Annotated in this window: 19 protein-coding genes and 1 pseudogene; 5 read left to right on the top strand and 15 right to left on the bottom strand. The window is 73.3% G+C overall.

The window, feature by feature from the left end:
• Positions 1-602: pseudogene (locus AOK00_RS05255) on the bottom strand (anthranilate synthase component I); the annotation flags it as partial.
• Between the two features lie 11 nt (positions 603-613).
• Positions 614-1,006: a phosphoribosyl-AMP cyclohydrolase gene (gene hisI, locus AOK00_RS05250; RefSeq protein WP_055599143.1), complete on the bottom strand. Its 393-nt coding sequence runs from the start codon at positions 1,004-1,006 to the stop codon at positions 614-616.
• An 84-nt stretch (positions 1,007-1,090) separates the two neighbouring features.
• Here hisI and AOK00_RS05245 point away from each other — a divergent pair, with 84 nt between their 5' ends.
• A complete protein-coding gene (locus AOK00_RS05245) occupies positions 1,091-1,726 on the top strand; it encodes a TIGR03085 family metal-binding protein (protein WP_055599142.1) in 636 nt (211 codons plus the stop codon).
• A gap of 4 nt (positions 1,727-1,730) precedes the next feature.
• Here AOK00_RS05245 and AOK00_RS05240 read toward each other — a convergent pair whose 3' ends face one another.
• The 10 genes from AOK00_RS05240 to hisD all read right to left on the bottom strand — a co-directional run bounded on the left by AOK00_RS05240 (position 1,731) and on the right by hisD (position 9,399).
• Positions 1,731-2,969: an MFS transporter gene (locus AOK00_RS05240; RefSeq protein ID WP_055599141.1), complete on the bottom strand. Its 1,239-nt coding sequence runs from the start codon at positions 2,967-2,969 to the stop codon at positions 1,731-1,733.
• The gene (locus AOK00_RS05235) at positions 2,966-3,553 is read right to left on the bottom strand and encodes an ArsR/SmtB family transcription factor (protein WP_055599140.1); all 588 of its coding nucleotides are present in this window, start codon (positions 3,551-3,553) and stop codon (positions 2,966-2,968) included. The genes AOK00_RS05240 and AOK00_RS05235 overlap by 4 nt, the downstream gene beginning before the upstream one ends.
• A 117-nt stretch (positions 3,554-3,670) precedes the next feature.
• On the bottom strand, positions 3,671-4,426 hold the full coding sequence (hisF, locus tag AOK00_RS05230) for an imidazole glycerol phosphate synthase subunit HisF (RefSeq protein ID WP_055599139.1): 756 nt from the start codon (positions 4,424-4,426) through the stop codon (positions 3,671-3,673).
• Entirely contained in the window at positions 4,423-4,821 is a 399-nt protein-coding gene (locus tag AOK00_RS05225; protein ID WP_055599138.1) for a RidA family protein, read from the bottom strand. Before AOK00_RS05225 ends, hisF begins: the two co-directional genes overlap by 4 nt.
• Entirely contained in the window at positions 4,818-5,549 is a 732-nt protein-coding gene (gene priA / locus AOK00_RS05220) for a bifunctional 1-(5-phosphoribosyl)-5-((5-phosphoribosylamino)methylideneamino)imidazole-4-carboxamide isomerase/phosphoribosylanthranilate isomerase PriA (protein ID WP_055599137.1), read from the bottom strand. The genes AOK00_RS05225 and priA overlap by 4 nt, the downstream gene beginning before the upstream one ends.
• A 2-nt stretch (positions 5,550-5,551) precedes the next feature.
• Positions 5,552-6,199, bottom strand: a complete 648-nt coding sequence (gene hisH, locus AOK00_RS05215) for an imidazole glycerol phosphate synthase subunit HisH (RefSeq protein WP_055599136.1) — start codon at positions 6,197-6,199, stop codon at positions 5,552-5,554.
• Positions 6,196-6,360 (bottom strand): hypothetical protein, encoded by a 165-nt coding sequence (locus tag AOK00_RS39380; protein WP_030314582.1) that lies wholly within the window; start codon positions 6,358-6,360, stop codon positions 6,196-6,198. Before AOK00_RS39380 ends, hisH begins: the two co-directional genes overlap by 4 nt.
• 2 nt (positions 6,361-6,362) lie before the next feature.
• Positions 6,363-6,956 (bottom strand): imidazoleglycerol-phosphate dehydratase HisB, encoded by a 594-nt coding sequence (hisB, locus tag AOK00_RS05205; RefSeq protein ID WP_015032911.1) that lies wholly within the window; start codon positions 6,954-6,956, stop codon positions 6,363-6,365.
• Positions 6,953-8,080: a histidinol-phosphate transaminase gene (locus AOK00_RS05200; RefSeq protein WP_107097308.1), complete on the bottom strand. Its 1,128-nt coding sequence runs from the start codon at positions 8,078-8,080 to the stop codon at positions 6,953-6,955. Before AOK00_RS05200 ends, hisB begins: the two co-directional genes overlap by 4 nt.
• Positions 8,056-9,399, bottom strand: coding sequence for a histidinol dehydrogenase (hisD, locus tag AOK00_RS05195; RefSeq protein WP_055599134.1), 1,344 nt, complete (start codon positions 9,397-9,399; stop codon positions 8,056-8,058). Before hisD ends, AOK00_RS05200 begins: the two co-directional genes overlap by 25 nt.
• Positions 9,400-9,613: 214 nt before the next feature.
• Here hisD and AOK00_RS05190 point away from each other — a divergent pair, with 214 nt between their 5' ends.
• From AOK00_RS05190 to ybaK, 4 genes are all read left to right on the top strand, one after another.
• Positions 9,614-11,227, top strand: a complete 1,614-nt coding sequence (locus tag AOK00_RS05190; protein ID WP_055599133.1) for a hypothetical protein — start codon at positions 9,614-9,616, stop codon at positions 11,225-11,227.
• Positions 11,228-11,424: 197 nt separating this feature from the next.
• A complete protein-coding gene (locus AOK00_RS05185) occupies positions 11,425-12,504 on the top strand; it encodes a hypothetical protein (protein WP_055599132.1) in 1,080 nt (359 codons plus the stop codon).
• Between the two features lie 10 nt (positions 12,505-12,514).
• Positions 12,515-13,252, top strand: coding sequence for an LON peptidase substrate-binding domain-containing protein (locus AOK00_RS05180; protein WP_055599131.1), 738 nt, complete (start codon positions 12,515-12,517; stop codon positions 13,250-13,252).
• Between the two features lie 14 nt (positions 13,253-13,266).
• Positions 13,267-13,764 (top strand): Cys-tRNA(Pro) deacylase, encoded by a 498-nt coding sequence (gene ybaK, locus AOK00_RS05175; RefSeq protein WP_055599130.1) that lies wholly within the window; start codon positions 13,267-13,269, stop codon positions 13,762-13,764.
• 150 nt (positions 13,765-13,914) lie between these two features.
• Here the strand turns inward: ybaK and AOK00_RS05170 are convergent, their stop codons facing one another.
• From AOK00_RS05170 to AOK00_RS05160, 3 genes are all read right to left on the bottom strand, one after another.
• A complete protein-coding gene (locus AOK00_RS05170; protein ID WP_055599129.1) occupies positions 13,915-14,556 on the bottom strand; it encodes a hypothetical protein in 642 nt (213 codons plus the stop codon).
• A gap of 34 nt (positions 14,557-14,590) precedes the next feature.
• Entirely contained in the window at positions 14,591-15,424 is an 834-nt protein-coding gene (locus AOK00_RS05165; protein WP_055599128.1) for an ABC transporter permease, read from the bottom strand.
• Positions 15,425-15,527: 103 nt separating this feature from the next.
• The coding region (locus tag AOK00_RS05160; RefSeq protein ID WP_055599127.1) for an ABC transporter ATP-binding protein at positions 15,528-16,367 on the bottom strand (840 nt) is incomplete at its 5' end.

The raw sequence follows: 16,367 nt of genomic DNA, 5'->3' as shown, positions 1-16,367 counted from the left end.
GCCAGGTCGGCCTCCATGGCGTCGAGGCGGGCGACGGCGTGCGCGTACGCCTCCTCGACGCCGGTCTCCAGGTCGTTGTGGTTGATCGCGTTGGCGATCAGCAGGACCGAGCCGTCCCAGTGGTCGAGGACCGCGAGGTCGCTGGTGAGGAGCATGGTCAGCTCGGGGAGCTGGAGGTCGTCCCGGGTGGAGTCACCGATCTTCTCCAGGCGGCGGACGATGTCGTAGCCGAGGTAGCCGACCATGCCGCCGGTGAACGGCGGCATTCCGGAGGCGAGGTCGCGGGGGGTGTGGAGGGTCTCGACGGTGGCGCGCAGGGCCTGGAGCGGGTCGCCGTCGGTGGGGACGCCGACGGGCGGGGTGCCCAGCCAGTGGGCCTCGCCGTCCCTCACCGTCAGGGTCGCGTCGCTGCGGACGCCGATGAAGGAGTACCGGGACCAGGATCGGCCGTTCTCCGCGGATTCGAGGAGGAAGGTGCCGGGCCGTTCGGCGGCGAGCTTGCGGTAGAGCCCGACCGGGGTGTCGCCGTCCGCGAGCAGCCGGCGGCTGACGGGAATGACGCGGCGGTCGGCCGCCAGCTTGCGGAAGGTGTCGAGATCCATGGCGCCAGACCCTACTCGGATACGGGGTCCGTGTCGGACCCGGATACGGGGAGCACGTCGGCGTCGAAGCAGGTCCGGGCGCCGGTGTGGCAGGCGGCGCCGACCTGGTCGACCTTGACGAGGACGGTGTCGGCGTCGCAGTCGAGGGCGACCGACCTGACGTGCTGGACGTGACCGGAGGTGTCGCCCTTGACCCAGTACTCCTGGCGGCTGCGGGACCAGTAGGTGCAGCGGCCGGTGGTGAGGGTGCGGTGGAGGGCCTCGTCGTCCATCCAGCCGAGCATCAGCACCTCACCGGTGTCGTACTGCTGGGCGATGGCGGGGACGAGCCCGTCGGGGCCGCGCCTGAGGCGCGCGGCGATGGCGGGGTCGAGGTCGCTGGGGGTCCGGGGCGTGCTGCTCATGGCGCCATTGTGCCGCGACCCGGGGTGGTGTCCGGCGGGGCGTCCACTGGGCGGACCGGTGGCGTCGGCCGTACGCTGGAGGCCATGTCGACCCATGCCAAACGTGAACGGCTTTTGCTCGCGGACCTGTTGGAGGCGGCGGGCCCCGAAGCGCCGACGCTCTGCGAGGGCTGGCGGACCCGGGACCTCGCGGCCCATGTGGTGGTGCGGGAACGGCGTCCGGACGCGGCGGCCGGTTCGCTCGTACCGGTGCTGAAGGACCGGCAGGAGCGGGTGCAGGCGGAGTTCGCCGACAAGCCGTACGAGGAGCTGATCCAGCTCATCCGCTCGGGGCCGCCGCGGTTCTCGCCGTTCACCATCAAGCAGGTGGACGAGGGGGCGAACGTCGTCGAGTTCTACGTCCACGCCGAGGACGTACGCCGTGCCCAGCCCGAATGGTCGGCGCGGGAGCTCGACCCGGTCTTCGCCGACGCCCTCTGGTCCCGCCTGGAGCGCACCGCCCGTCTGCTGGGCCGGAAGGTCCCGGTCGGCCTGGTGCTGCGCCGCCCGGACGGCCAGACAGTGGTGGCGCACCGCGGCACCCCGGTGGTGACGGTCTCCGGGGAGCCGGGCGAGCTGACGATGTACCTGTACGGTCGCCAGGCCTCGGCCAAGGTGGAGGTGGACGGGGAGCCGGAGGCGATCGAGCGGCTGCGGGAGACGAAGCAGCTGGGGCTCTGAGCGGTCAGCGGGGCAGCTCGGCCCGCCGGACGGCGGTGACCACCAGGCTGCAGAGGCCCGCCAGGGCGCAGATCGCCGCACTCGCGACGTACACCAGTTCGATGCCCCACAGCTCGATCGCCGCGCCCGTGAGCGGGAAGCCGAGCGGCGCGAGGCCGAGGCTCATGAGGCTGGAGACCGCGGTGACGCGGCCGAGGTAGGCGGGGTCGCACTCGGTCTGGAGGAGGGCGTTGCACAGCGACCCGGAGAGTCCGGCGAGCAGGCCGACGACCAGGGCGACGGCGACCGCGACGGCCAGGTGTGACGCGAAGGCGAGGGCACCGATGGCGACGGCGCCGAGCGTCATGGTCCAGCCGCTGACGGCTCCGGCGCGCGGGACGCGCCCCCATACGGTCAGGAGCAGCGAGGCGGCGCCCGCGCCCGTACCGAAGCCGGCGAGGATCCAGCCGATGCCCGACGCGCCCCAGCCGCGCTGGTCGGCCAGGACGGCGAGGCCGACGTTGAAGGGGCCGACGAAGCCGAGGTCACTGAGGAGCACGACGATCATCAGCGGGCCCAGGACGCGCTGCCCTCGCAGGTAGCGCAGTCCGTCGGCGAGGTCGCGCAGGGCGGTGCCGCCGCGGGCCTCGTCCGCGGCGGGCAGCGGCCGGAGGCGGAGCCCGCACAGCAGGGGTATCGAGAGGGCGAAGAGCAGTCCGGCGACCCCGAAGGCCGAAGCCGGGCCGCCGAGGGCGACGGCGAGGCCGCCGAGCGGTCCTCCGAGGACGGAGCCGAGGCGGTAGGAGAGGCCGCGCATGCCCTGGACGCGGGCGAGCTGGTCGCGTTCGGTGATGCGGGGCGGCAGGGCGCCGACGGCGGGCAGGAAGAGGGCGTCGACGACGCCGAAGACGAGAGCGACGCCGGCGAGTGCCCACAGGCCGGGCGCGGCGAGGAACAGGACCGCGGCGAGGCTCAGGACGACCAGGCAACGGACGGCGTCGGAGGCGATGACGACCCGGCGCGGACCGAGGCGGTCGGCGATCACTCCCCCGAAGAGCATGAGCAGGGCGCGGGGCACGGCCGAGATCGCCATGACGAGCCCGGCCTGGGCGGGGGTGCCACTGCTCACGGCGGTCCAGGAGAGGGCGAGGTAGTAGACGCTGTCGCCGAGGGTGGAGGCGGTGTAGGCACCGAGCCAGCGCAGGACCTGGGGGTTCCGGTGGGCGGGCCGCGTCGTGGCGGCGGCGGTGGCGGTGGCGGTCATGAGCGGTAGGGGAAGCCGTTGAGGTGGATGGCGACGTTCTCGCGGCCCTCGTCGTCACCGGCGGCCTCGGCGGCGCGGGCCTGCTGGTCGTACTTGTGCAGGACGGCGTCGAGTTCGGCGCCGAGGGCGGTGAGCTCGTCGGCGGTGAGGCGGGGCAGCCACTCGGCGCTGAGGGAGGCGGAGCGCCACGAGTCGGACCAGGTGTGCCTCTCGTCGAGGAAGCGGGCGTACATCTGGGTGCGCTGCTCGTCGACCGTACGACCGAAGGCGGCACTCGCCGCGGCGAGCTCGGGGGCGTCGCGGAGGTCCTCGTCGTGGATGCTGAAGCCGTACGAGCTCGGCCGCCACCATCTCTCCCGGCCGTCCGTCGACTGGGTCTCGGCCTCCTCGATGAGGCCGTGCTCGGCGAGTTTCCGCAGGTGGTAGCTGACCAGCGAGACCGCCTCGTCGACCTGGTCGGCGAGCTGGGACGCGGTGGCGGTGCGGGCCACGAAGAGGGCGCGGTAGAGGCGCATCCGCAGCGGGTGCGAGATGGCTTTCAGGGTGCCGAGATCGGTGATCCGGCGGTTCTCCGGCGAGGTCATGACACTGACCCTAGGTACGAAAGAAGACTTGCGCAACAGAAATTGCACAAATAATCCTGCACGTCCGGCGAAGAAGAAGGGCCCCCGCAGGGGCCCTTCACCAAGCGGAACGCCGGGTCAGCGGACCGGGTGGCCCGCCGCCCGCAGCTCGTCCTTCACCTGCGAGATCCGCAGGTCGCCGAAGTGGAAGACGGAGGCCGCGAGCACCGCGTCCGCGCCCGCCGCGACCGCCGGCGGGAAGTCGGCGAGCTTGCCCGCTCCCCCGCTCGCGATCACCGGCACGGTCACGTGCTTGCGCACGGCCGCGATCATCTCCGTGTCGTAGCCGTCCTTGGTGCCGTCCGCGTCCATCGAGTTGAGCAGGATCTCGCCCGCGCCCAGCTCGGCGGCCCGGTGCGCCCACTCGACGGCGTCGATGCCGGTGCCCTTGCGGCCGCCGTGCGTCGTCACCTCGAAGGAGCCCGAGGCCGTCCGCCGGGCGTCGACCGACAGGACGAGCACCTGGCGGCCGAAGCGCTCCGCGATCTCCTGGATCAGCTCGGGGCGGGCGATGGCGGCGGTGTTGACGCCCACCTTGTCGGCGCCGGCCCGCAGCAGCTTGTCGACGTCCCCGGCGGCACGGACGCCGCCGCCGACCGTGAGCGGGATGAAGACCTGCTCGGCGGTGCGGCGCACCACGTCGTAGGTGGTCTCCCGGTTGCCCGAGGAGGCGGTGATGTCGAGGAAGGTCAGCTCGTCGGCGCCCTCGGCGTCGTACAGCTTGGCCATCTCGACGGGGTCGCCCGCGTCCCGCAGGTTCTGGAAGTTGACGCCCTTGACGACCCGGCCGTTGTCCACGTCCAGGCAGGGGATCACACGTACGGCGAGACTCATGCCGCACCACTCCTGTAGGCCTCGACCTCGACCTCGACGACCAGGCTGGGGTCGACGAAGCCGGAGACGATGATCATCGAAGCCGCTGGGCGGACGTCGTCGAACAGTTCCTTGTGGGCGCGGCCGACCTCGTCCACGTCCCGGGCGTGGGTGATGTACATCCGGGTGCGGACGACGTCCTCCGGGCCCAGACCGAGCTGCTTCAGGGCGCCGAAGGCCACGTTGAAGGAGTTCACCGTCTGGTCGTACGGGCCTCCGCCGGCGATCTGGCCGCCGATCACCGACGTGCAGCCGGCGACGAGGACCAGGCCGTTCGGCAGCTCCACCGCGCGGGAGTAGCCGAACTGCTCCTCCCAGGGGGCGCCGGTGACGACCTTCTTCACGCCGTCGGTCATACGGAAGCCACCGCCTCCAGCGCCTCTTCGAGGGTGAACGCCTTGGCGTACAGCGCCTTGCCGACGATCGCGCCCTCGACGCCGAGCGGCACCAGGCCGGACAGGGCCCGCAGGTCGTCCAGGGACGACACGCCGCCGGAGGCGACGACGGGCTTGTCGGTGGCCGCGCAGACGTTCTTCAGGAGCTCCAGGTTGGGGCCCTGAAGGGTGCCGTCCTTGGCGATGTCGGTGACGACGTAGCGGGAGCAGCCCTCGGAGTCGAGGCGGGCGAGCGTCTCGTAGAGGTCGCCGCCGTCGCGGGTCCAGCCGCGGCCGCGCAGGGTCGTGCCGCGGACGTCGAGGCCGACGGCGATCTTGTCGCCGTGCTCGGCGATGACCTTGGCGACCCACTCGGGGGTCTCCAGTGCGGCGGTGCCGAGGTTGACGCGGGTGCAGCCGGTGGCGAGGGCCGCGGCGAGCGAGGCGTCGTCGCGGATGCCGCCGGAGAGCTCGACCTTGATGTCCATGGCCTGGGCGACCTCGGCGATCAGCTGTCGGTTGTCACCGGTGCCGAAGGCGGCGTCGAGGTCGACGAGGTGCAGCCACTCGGCGCCGGAGTTCTGCCAGGCGAGGGCCGCTTCGAGCGGGGAGCCGTAGGAGGTCTCGGTGCCGGACTCGCCGTGCACGAGGCGGACGGCCTGGCCGTCGCGGACGTCGACGGCGGGGAGGAGTTCAAGCTTCTGAGCCATGATCAGAGGGTCTCGATCCAATTGGTGAGGAGCTGGGCTCCGGCGTCGCCGGACTTCTCGGGGTGGAACTGGGTGGCCCACAGGGCGCCGTTCTCGACGGCCGCGACGAAGGGCTCGCCGTGGGTGGCCCAGGTGACCTTGGGGGCGCGGATGTTCTTGTTGCCGACTTCGAGGGTCCACTCGCGCACCGCGTAGGAGTGCACGAAGTAGAACCGGGCGTCGGCGTCGAGGTCCGCGAACATCTCGGTGTCCCGCGGCGCGTCGACCGTGTTCCAGCCCATGTGGGGGACGACGGGGGCGTTCAACGGCTCGACCGTACCGGGCCACTCGTCGAGGCCCTCGCTCTCCACGCCGTGCTCGAAGCCGTGGGCGAAGAGGATCTGCATGCCGACGCAGATGCCCATGACCGGGCGGCCGCCGGCGAGCCGGCGGCCGACGATCCAGTCGCCGCGCGCGTCCTTCAGTCCCTGCATGCAGGCGGAGAAGGCGCCGACGCCGGGGACGAGGAGTCCGTCGGCGTTCATCGCGGTGTCGTAGTCGCGGGTGATCTCGACGTCGGCGCCGACCCGGGCGAGGGCGCGCTCGGCCGAGCGCACGTTGCCGAATCCGTAGTCGAAGACGACGACCTTCTTGGGGGTGCTCGCGGTCATGCCCACACGTCCAGCCGCAGCACACCAGCGCCGAGACACATCGCGGCGCCGAAGGCGACGAGCGCGATGAGGCCCTTGGGCATCTGCTGCTTGACGAAGGAGTAGATGCCGCCGAGCAGGAACAGCCCGACGACGATGAGGATGGTGGAGAGGCCGTTCACGGTCAGAGCGCGCCCTTCGTGGAGGGGAGGATTCCGGCGGCGCGCGGGTCGCGCTCGGAGGCGTAGCGGAGGGCGCGGGCGAACGCCTTGAACTGGCACTCCACGATGTGGTGGGCGTTGCGCCCGTACGGCACGTGGATGTGCAGCGCGATCTGGGCCTGGGCGACGAAGGACTCGAAGATGTGCCGGGTCATCGTCGTGTCGTACGAGCCGATCATCGGCGCCATGTTCTCGGGCTCGGTGTGCACCAGGTACGGGCGGCCGGAGAGGTCGACGGTCACCTGGGCGAGCGACTCGTCCAGCGGGACGGTGCAGTTGCCGAAGCGGTAGATGCCGACCTTGTCGCCGAGGGCCTGCTTGAAGGCGGCGCCGAGGGCGAGGGCGGTGTCCTCGATGGTGTGGTGCGAGTCGATGTGCAGGTCGCCGTCGGTCTTGACGGTGAGGTCGAACAGACCGTGCCGGCCGAGCTGGTCGAGCATGTGGTCGTAGAACCCGACCCCGGTCGACACGTCGACCTTTCCGGTGCCGTCGAGGTCGATCTCGACGACGACGGAGGTCTCCTTGGTGGTGCGCTCTACGCGGCCTACGCGGCTCATCGCTCCTGCTCCTTCATCAATTCACGAACCGCGTCGAGGAACGCGTCGTTCTCTTCGGGGGTGCCGGCGGTGACCCGCAGCCATCCCGGTACGCCGTTGTCCCGGACCAGGACGCCCCGGTCGAGGATCCGCCGCCAGGCCGCGTGCGTGTCGGGGAACTTCCCGAACTGCACGAAGTTGGCGTCCGAATCGGTGACCTCGTAGCCGATCCCGCGCAGCTCGGTGACGAGCCGGTCGCGCTCGGCCTTGAGCTGCTCGACGTACCCGAGGAGGGTGTCGGTGTGCTCAAGGGCGGCGAGCGCGGTCGCCTGGGTGACGGCGGAGAGGTGGTACGGCAGCCGGACCAGCTGGACGGCGTCGACCACGGCCGGGTGGGCGGCGAGGTAGCCGAGCCGCAGTCCGGCGGCGCCGAAGGCCTTGGACATGGTCCGGGAGACCACCAGGTTCGGGCGGCCCTCGATGAGGGGCAGCAGCGAGTCCCGGTGGCTGAACTCCACGTACGCCTCGTCCACGACGACCATGGAGGGCTTGGCCGCCTGGGCCGCCTCGTACAGGGCGAGGACGGTGTCGGCGGCGACGGCGGTGCCGGTGGGGTTGTTGGGCGAGGTGATGAACACGACGTCGGGCCGGTTCTCGGCGATCGCCGCTGCGGCCGCCGCCACGTCGATGGTGAAGTCCTCGCTGCGCGGGCCGGAGATCCAGCCGGTGCCGGTGCCGCGGGCGATCAGGGCGTGCATCGAGTACGAGGGCTCGAAGCCGATCGCGGTACGGCCCGGGCCGCCGAAGGTCTGCAGCAGCTGCTGGAGGACCTCGTTGGACCCGTTGGCCGCCCAGACGTTCTCGACGGCGACCGGGTGCCCGCCGGTCCGGGTGAGGTAGCGGGCGAGCTCGGTGCGGAGCTCGACCGCGTCCCGGTCGGGGTAGCGGTTGAGGGTACGGGCGGCCTCGGCGACGCGCTCGGCGATGCGCGCGACGAGCGGCTCGGGGAGCGGGTACGGGTTCTCGTTGGTGTTCAGCTGGACGGGGACGTCGAGCTGGGGCGCGCCGTAGGGGGACTTGCCCCTCAGCTCGTCCCGGACGGGGAGATCGTCGATTCCGGTCACTTGGTCTCCGGCACCTTCCATCCGAACCGTGCCTTGATCGCCGCGCCGTGGGCGGGGAGGTCCTCCGCCTCGGCGAGGGTCACCACGTGGTGGGCGACGTCGGCGAGCGCGTCGCGCGTGTAGTCCACGATGTGCACCCCGCGCAGGAAGGACTGCACGGAGAGGCCCGAGGAGTGGCAGGCGCAGCCGCCGGTGGGCAGGACGTGGTTGGAGCCCGCGCAGTAGTCGCCGAGCGAGACGGGCGCCCAGGGGCCGACGAAGATCGCGCCGGCGTTGCGGACGCGGTCGGCGACGGCCGCGGCGTCGCGGGTCTGGATCTCCAGGTGCTCGGCGCCGTACGCGTCGACGACCTTGAGGCCGTCGGCCAGGTCGCGGACGAGGACGATCGCGGACTGGCGTCCCGACAGGGCCGGGACGATCCGGTCGTCGACGTGCTTGGAGGCGGCGACCTGGGTCTTCAGCTCGGCCTCGGTGGCGGCGGCCAGCTCGTCCGAGTCGGTGACGAGGACGGAGGCGGCCATCGGGTCGTGCTCGGCCTGGCTGATGAGGTCGGCGGCGACGTGCACGGGGTCGGCGGTGGAGTCCGCGAGGATCGCGATCTCCGTCGGGCCGGCCTCGGCGTCGATGCCGATCCGGCCCTTGAGGAGGCGCTTGGCGGCGGCCACGTAGATGTTGCCGGGGCCGGTGACGAGGTTGACCGGGGCGCAGCCGGGCTCGTCGGCCGTCCCCTCCGTGCCGTACGCGAACATGGCGACGGCCTGGGCGCCGCCGGCGGCGTACACCTCGTCGACGCCGAGCAGGGCGCAGGCGGCGAGGATCGTCGGGTGCGGAAGCCCGCCGAACTCCTTCTGCGGGGGCGAGGCGACGGCCAGGCCCTCGACGCCGGCCTCCTGGGCCGGGACGACGTTCATCACGACGGAGGACGGGTAGACGGCGCGGCCGCCCGGCACGTACAGACCGACGCGCTCGACCGGGATCCACTTCTCGGTGACCGTGCCGCCGGGGACGACCTGGGTGGTGTGGGTGGTGCGGCGCTGCTCGCGGTGGACCATGCGGGCGCGCCGGATGGACTCCTCTAGGGCGGCGCGGACGGCCGGGTCGAGCTCGTCGAGGGCGCGGTCGATCTCCTCGGCGGGGACGCGCAGGCCCGGGACGCGGACGCCGTCGAATTTCTCCCCGTAGTCGATCACCGCGGCCGCGCCATGATGCCTGACGTCCTCGCAGATCGGCCGCACCGTCTCCAGGGCGGCTTCCACGTCGAACTCGGCACGGGGCAGCAGGTCGCGCAGGGCGGAACCCTCGGGGAGGGCCTCGCCGCGCAGATCGATTCGAGAGATCACGGGTCAATTCTCGCAGACGGCTCACGGCGTCGGACGCCCGTATCAATGGCTGATACGGGCCACACTGGCGTCTTGTCGCCACTCCTGACCGTTAGCGTTCAGCCCGTCACTCAGCGGGAAGAACGGCTGTACGAATCCACGGGATCCCCGGAAAACGATCGAAACCGGAATCGCGGAATCGTGCGAGCGGATCGTGGAAAGCGAGGGGGCGGCATTGACCGAGCCGCACGAGGACGGGATGCCGGACGGTCTCACAGGCCCGGAGCGGGCGGTGTGGCGGGCGTTCGTCGTCGGCAGGACGTGCGATCTGACGGAGGGGATCGCGGAGCGGGACGACCCCTTCGGGGGACGGGACTGGGGGGAGGAGCGGAGCGTCCGCGCCGACGTGGTGGCGCTGCTGTTGCTCGCCGGGCCGCCGGCCAGGTCCGGGCGGGTGGCCGCGCTGAAACTGCGCGGTGTGCGGATCACCGGCGTGCTGAACCTGGCGGGCGGGACGATCGGGCCGTACGTGGAGCTGCACGGCTGCCGCTTCGACGGCGAGGTGGTGCTGCCGGAGGCCCGGTTCGGCACGCTCCGGATGGTCGAGTGCGCGCTGCCGCGCCTGGAGGCGGCCCGGCTGCACACCGAGGGGGACCTGCACCTGCCGCGCTGCCGGGTGCGGTGGGGCATCCGGCTCACCGACGCGCAGATCGGCACGGACCTGCTCGTCAACCAGATCCAGGTGTGGCCGGACCGGCGCGGCCGGGCCATCACCGCGGACGGGATGGTGGTCGCCCAGGACCTCCAGGCCGAGCTGATCGAGACGCACGGGGAGCTGAGTCTGCGCGGGGCGAAGATCGGCGTGTCGCTCAGCCTGCGGGGCAGCGTGCTGCGCGGCGCGCAGGGCCGCCGCGCGCTCAACGCACCGCAGCTGACCGTGGAGCGCTCGCTCTATCTGAACGCGGCCTGGGTGTACGAGGACACGGACACCGCGGGGAGCACGGGCAACTCGACGGCCACCCCGCCGTACGGCGTGACGCCCGCTCAGGGCGCCCACCGCAAGCCGGTCGAGTTCCACGGCGGGGTGCGGCTCGACGACGGCCGCTTCGGTGACGCGGTGGACCTGCACCACGCCCGGTTCCTGCTGAGCGGGGCACGCCGGGAGGAGGTCTCGCTGCGCCGGATCGTCACCCCGGAGCTCCGGTTCAACGGCGAGCGGCCGGAGGAGGGCCGCGTCGTGCTCAACGGCGCGAAGGTCGTCACCCTGATCGACCTGTCGACCAGCTGGCCGGGGCCCGGCGGGCTCGCGATGGGCGGCTTCGCCTACGAGAACCTCGTGCCGTACGGGCACTTCCCGCTGGCCCGGCGCCTGGAGTGGGTGGCGGCGGCGACCCCGGAGTACGCCCCCGAGCCGTACGAACGCCTGGCGACCGTCCTGCGCAACAGCGGGGAGGACGCCGACGCCCGCGAGGTGCTGCTGGCCAAGCAGCGGCGCAGACGCGAGACCCTGCCGGTGGCGGGGAAGCTCTGGGGCTACCTCCAGGACTGGACCGTGGCCTACGGCTACCGGCCGGGCAGGGCTGCGCTGTGGATGGCGGTCCTGTGGGCGGCGGGCACGGTGGCCTTCTCCCGCTACCGCCCGATACCGCTGAAGGCGGAGGAGGCCCCGGCGTGGAACGGTCCGCTGTACGCGCTCGATCTGCTGCTCCCGGTGATCAATCTCGGCCAGGACGGCTACTGGCGCCTTGAGGGGACATGGCAGTGGGCGGCGGCGGTACTGATCCTGCTGGGCTGGATCCTGGCGACGACGGTGGCGGCGGGAGCGACCCGGCTGCTGAGCAGGGGGTGAGGCGGCTGCTGAGCAGGGGGAGGCGGCGTGGCCGCCTCCCCGCCGTGCGGACATGCGGAGACGGCGTGACCTCCGTGCGCCCGGGAGGTGGAACGGCGGAGGATTGGTGTACGCGGCGGGCGGCGGCGAAGGTTTGGTGAGCGGGCCGTGAGACCGGCTGCCGCGGAGGCGGGGGCCGGGAGAGAATACGTCGCACCATGTCCTTGCTTCGTGCCCTGATCGGCACCGTTCGTTCGGTCCGGCACCCCCCGCGGCTCGCCGCCGGGTTCGTGCCGGACGACGACGTGCTGCTCGACGCCCCGGACGAGCGGCTCGCCCCCGCCCTGGTCGCCGCCGCCCTGGCCGATCCGGAGCCCGCGGCGAAGCTGCTCGCCACCACCCGGGACGCCGGGGAGTGGGAGGACCGCGACCGGTACGTCACCCGGCTCGCCACCTTCGCGTACAGCAGGGACGACTGGCTGACCCACTGGCTCTCCGCCACGCCCCGCGATCCCGACGCCCTGCTCGTCACCGCGCAGCTCGCCGTCCGGCGGGCCTGGGAGTCGCCCGCCCGGGCCGAGCGGCTGCGCGAACTCACGCCGCTCATCCAGACGATGGCCGAGGAGGCGCCGCACGACCCGGTGCCGTGGCGGCTCGCCCTGGACCACGCGCGCGGGGCGCACGCCGGGCCCGCCGTCTTCGAGTCGCTCTGGGAGCAGGCGGTGCGCCGCTCCCCGCACCACTACGGCTGCCATGTCGCGGCGCTCAAGTACCTGTCGGCGCAGTGGTACGGCTCGCACCGGGCCGCCTTCGACTTCGCCGAACAGGCGGCCGACGACGCCGCACCGGACTCGCTCGTACGCGCGCTGCCGGTCCGGGCCGCCTACGACCGGCTCCGGGTGGCGCCGGACCGGGATCCGTCCGTGCCGGAGGCGCGGATCGACCGTGCCGCGGACCGGGCTTTGGCCCTGTCCGAGGTCTTCCCGACCGGCGACCCGTGGCCCGCCGAGGTCCGCAACCTGCTGGCGTACGTGCTGGTGGAGCGGGCGCGGTGGGAGGAGGCGCGGGCGGAGTTCGGCCGGATCGGGGTCCACGCGACCTCCTTCCCGTGGGGAGCCGGGCGGGGAGCCGTACGGGAGGACCCTCCCCCGGGCTCTCGGCTCCGTTCGAGCAGGGGGGACCCCCTGCTCGGGTTCCTCGCCGCGCGGGACATGGTCAGGACCGAGTCGGCCCGCCGTACCCCTCTCCGGGACACCCGAGAGGGACGGGCCGGACGGGGCGGGCCCGGCGGCCATTAGGCTGACCGCTGTGACCACCGCTCGCCTGCCTCTCTTCCCGCTCAACGCGGTGCTGTTCCCGGGCCTCGTGCTGCCGCTGAACGTCTTCGAGGAGCGTTATCGCGCCATGATGCGCGAGCTGCTCACGATCGACGACTCGGAGCCGCGCCGCTTCGCCGTCGTCGCCATCCGCGACGGCCGCGAGGTCGCCCCGACGGCCCCCGGCATGCCGGACCAGACGGCGCTGCCGGAGAAGGGCCCGGCCGCGGGCTTCGGCTCCGACCCCATCCAGTCCTTCCACCGGGTGGGCTGTGTCGCCGACGCGGTGCAGATCAGGGAGCGCGCCGACGGCAGCTTCGAGGTGACGGCCACCGGCACGACCCGGGTGAAGCTGCTGTCCGTCGACGCGAGCGGGCCGTTCCTGGTCGCCGAGGTCGAGGAGATCCCGGAGGAGCAGGGCGAGGAGGCCGGCAGCCTCTCCGAGGGGGTGCTGCGGGCCTTCCGCAGCTACCAGAAGCGGCTGGCCGGGGCGCGCGAGCGTTCGCTGACCACGAGCGAGCTGCCGGACGACCCGTCGGTGGTGTCGTACCTGGTCGCGGCGGCTGCGGTGCTGGACACGCCGTCGAAGCAGCGGCTGCTCCAGGCCCCAGACACGGCGACCCGGCTGCGCGAGGAGCTGTCGCTGCTGCGCGCGGAGACGGCGGTCCTCCGGCATCTGCCGTCGCTGCCGGTGGTGGACCTGACACAGGCCCCGACGTACCCGAACTGAGGAAGAGCGCGCGCGTGGCGAAGAAGCAGAAGAAGAACAGCGGCGGCACCCCCGCGACGGTGGCGCTGACGGAGGCCGGCACCCCGTTCACCCTGCACGCCTACGAGCACGACCCGGCCTCCCCCTCGTACGGCGAGGAGGCGGCCGAGGCCCTCGGCGTCTCCCCGGACCGGGTCTTCAAGACCCTGGTGGCGGACGTCGACGGCGAGCTGACGGTCGCGGTGGTCCCGGTCGCCGGCCAGCTCGATCTGAAGGCCCTGGCCTCGGCGGTCGGCGGCAAGCGCGCGGCGATGGCGGACCCGGCGGCGGCCGAGCGCACCACGGGCTACGTGCGGGGCGGCATCTCCCCGCTGGGCCAGCGCAAGCGGCTCCGCACGGTCCTCGACGCCTCGGCCTCGGACCACGCGTCCGTCTGCGTCTCGGCGGGCCGGCGCGGCCTTGAGGTGGAGCTCTCCCCCGCGGATCTGGCCGCCCTCACGTCGGCGGTCGTGGCCCCGATCGGCCGCGCCTGACGGTCGGCCGGGCCCGGTGATCGGCCGGGCCCGGGTGATCGGCCGCGCCCGACGGCCGGCCCGCCTGACGGTCGGCCGTCTGACGGTCGGCCGCGTGCGGCGGGCGGCGCGGCCCCCGGGGAGCCTTGGGAGTCGGGGGAGCCGGGGCCGTCAGCTCCGGCCCGGCCCCTGGGTGTACGCCTTCGGCTGGTCCCACGGTCCGGGCTCCGGGTCGCGCGGGCCGAAGAGGGCCGTGAGCGCGAGGTGCACGATCATCGCGGCGAGCGGCCAGGCCAGCATCGCTGCGGCCGCCAGGTTCAGTTCGAGGGGTGCCTCGAAGGCGACGTTGGGGCCGACCGCCTTCGCGTGGGCGACGACGTCGCGCGTCGGGCCGAAGTACGTCCCGAGGCCCCAGGCGAGCAGCGAGCCCAGGCCTCCGCCGAGCGCGAGGCCGAGCACCAGCGGGACGCCGCCCTTGCGGCGCGCGAGGAAGACGACGAGCGCGGCGACCGCGCCGAAGGCCAGCGCGAGCAGGACAAACGTTCCGTCCGAGCCGATGGCCGCCTCCCCCTCCGAATTGCGGAGGTAGACGCCCTTGCCGTCCGAGATGAGCAGGACCCGCGGGGCCAGGTTCAACCACAGCACTCCGAGCACCGCTCCGGCGATCGCCGAGACGACGGTCACCAGGACACCCTGAAGAACCTCGGCCGCCGTGATCGGATCCCCTGCCGGACCGAGCGTCGGCGGGGGCGGCGGGGGCCAGTCGGGGTCGTGCGGCGGAGGCTGGTGAGGCGGAGTCAGGGGTGCGGTCACCCCGCCATCGTGCCAGGTGTGTCCGTGGCCCGCCTCAGCGGACGGCGGCCCGCCGGTACGCCCAGGTGGCGACGGCCAGGGAGACCACGCCGACCACCGCGCACACGGCGAGGTCGAGGGCGACGGCCGCCCAGTCGGGACTGCGGTCGAAGGTGCGGGCCAGGGCCTCCACGCCGTACGTCGACGGCAGCAGGTCCCGGGCCCAGCCGATGGGGTCCGGCAGCCGCTCCGCCGGGAGCACGCCGAGGAGCAGCGCCGCGGACATGCCGAGCTGGCCGAGGAGGGTGGCCAGCTCCTGCCGGGGCGCGAGGAGTCCGAGGGCCGCGCCGAGACCGGCGAGCGCGGCGCCTGCGAGCGGGACGACGGCGGCGAGGATCCAGAGGTGGCCGAGCGGCAGTCCGAAGAGCACGGAACCGGCGACGGCGGTGACGGCGGTCCCGGGCACGGTGAAGGAGGCGTACGCCCCCGCGGCGCCGAGGACGACGGCGGCGGGCGGCACGGGCAGGGTGGCGTAGTGGTCGAGGCCGCCGGTGGCCCGCAGCTGGCCGAAGTACTGGGCGAGCAGGTTGAGCGCGACGAAGGCGACGACGAGGACGGTGGAGCCGGCCACGACGGCGCGCGCTTCGGAGCCCCCGTCGACGACCCCGCGCATCAGGACCATGATCCCGATGGACTGGAAGGTGGCCACGAAGAGGAGCGGGATGCGGGCGACCCGGGCGCGGGACAGCTGCGCGCGGTAGACGGCGGCCAGGGCCGGCAGCAGCCGGGCGCGCGGGGCGAGGGGTGCGGCGGCCTCGTCGTCGGCGGTGGCGCCGGTGCGGACGGAAGGCGCGCCGGTCGGCAGGGCCTCTGCGGGCACGGTGCTCACGGCGTACAGCTCCTGGGGGTGACGTGCGGTACGGGCGGTACGTGCGGGACAGGGCTTCGATGGTGTGCGCGGTGTGCGCGGTGTGCGTGCGGTACGGGGAGGGTCATGCCTTCACCAGTCCCTCGGTCGCGCCGCCCAGCGCCAGGTACACGTCCTCCAGGCTGGGCGTGGCCAGGGTGAAGTCGTCGAGCGCCGCGAACGCGGCCCCGCCGGTGACGGTGGCGACGGCGGTGCGGGCCGCGTCGGGGGCGAGCCGGAGGATCCAGCGCCGGCCCGTCTCCTGGGCGAGTGCGCGCAGCGCGGCGACCTCCGGGAGGTGGAGCGGGGCGGACTCGCGCCAGACCAGCTCGACGCGGACCTCGCCCGCGACCCGTTCCTTGAGTCCGGCGGGCGTGTCGCAGGCGATGACCCGGCCGTGTTCGAGGACGGCGACCCGGTCGAGGACGGTCTCGGCCTCGATGACGTTGTGGGTGACGAGCAGCACGGTGGCGCCGTGTTCGGCGCGCCGCCGGTCGACGGCCGCCCAGACGGCGCGGCGGGCGACGGGGTCCATGCCCGTGGTGGGCTCGTCGAGGACGAGGACGGGGCGTTCGCCGACGAGCGCGGCGGCGAAGCAGGCGAGCCTGCGCTGGCCGCCGGAGAGCTTCTTGAGGGGCCGGGCGGCGAGCGCGCCGAGGCCGAGCTCGTCCAGGACGGTGTCGCGCTCGGCGCGCGCGTCGCGGGCGGTGAGGCCGCGCAGCCGCCCGGTGGTCTCGGCGGCGAGGGCGACGGTCAGCTCGTCGAGGGCGGTGGACTCCTGGCCGAGGTACGCGAGGAGGCGGGACGCCCGCTCGGGGTGGCGCACGAGGTCGTGGCCGAGGAGCCGGACGCTGCCGGAGTCGGGGCGCATGAGCCCGGTGAGCTGGCGGACGAGCGTCGACTTGCCCGCGCCGTTGGGGCCGAG

It is taken from the genome of Streptomyces aureus (assembly GCF_001418135.1).
Lineage (GTDB): Bacteria > Actinomycetota > Actinomycetes > Streptomycetales > Streptomycetaceae > Streptomyces > Streptomyces aureus_A.
Note: the sequence above shows the minus strand (reverse complement) of the source record. Positions and strands in the feature narration are given on the sequence as shown.

Excerpts from the sequence above, each read along its gene's own strand:
- hisH (WP_055599136.1), bottom strand. The coding sequence starts at position 6,199 with ATGACCGCGAGCACCCCCAAGAAGGTCGTCGTCTTCGACTACGGATTC.
- AOK00_RS05185 (WP_055599132.1), top strand. The coding sequence starts at position 11,425 with ATGTCCTTGCTTCGTGCCCTGATCGGCACCGTTCGTTCGGTCCGGCAC.
- hisF (WP_055599139.1), bottom strand. The coding sequence starts at position 4,426 with ATGAGTCTCGCCGTACGTGTGATCCCCTGCCTGGACGTGGACAACGGC.
- AOK00_RS05240 (WP_055599141.1), bottom strand. The coding sequence starts at position 2,969 with ATGACCGCCACCGCCACCGCCGCCGCCACGACGCGGCCCGCCCACCGG.
- AOK00_RS05235 (WP_055599140.1), bottom strand. The coding sequence starts at position 3,553 with ATGACCTCGCCGGAGAACCGCCGGATCACCGATCTCGGCACCCTGAAA.
- AOK00_RS05200 (WP_107097308.1), bottom strand. The coding sequence starts at position 8,080 with ATGGAAGGTGCCGGAGACCAAGTGACCGGAATCGACGATCTCCCCGTC.
- AOK00_RS05245 (WP_055599142.1), top strand. The coding sequence starts at position 1,091 with ATGTCGACCCATGCCAAACGTGAACGGCTTTTGCTCGCGGACCTGTTG.
- AOK00_RS05225 (WP_055599138.1), bottom strand. The coding sequence starts at position 4,821 with ATGACCGACGGCGTGAAGAAGGTCGTCACCGGCGCCCCCTGGGAGGAG.
- hisB (WP_015032911.1), bottom strand. The coding sequence starts at position 6,956 with ATGAGCCGCGTAGGCCGCGTAGAGCGCACCACCAAGGAGACCTCCGTC.
- priA (WP_055599137.1), bottom strand. The coding sequence starts at position 5,549 with ATGGCTCAGAAGCTTGAACTCCTCCCCGCCGTCGACGTCCGCGACGGC.
- hisI (WP_055599143.1), bottom strand. The coding sequence starts at position 1,006 with ATGAGCAGCACGCCCCGGACCCCCAGCGACCTCGACCCCGCCATCGCC.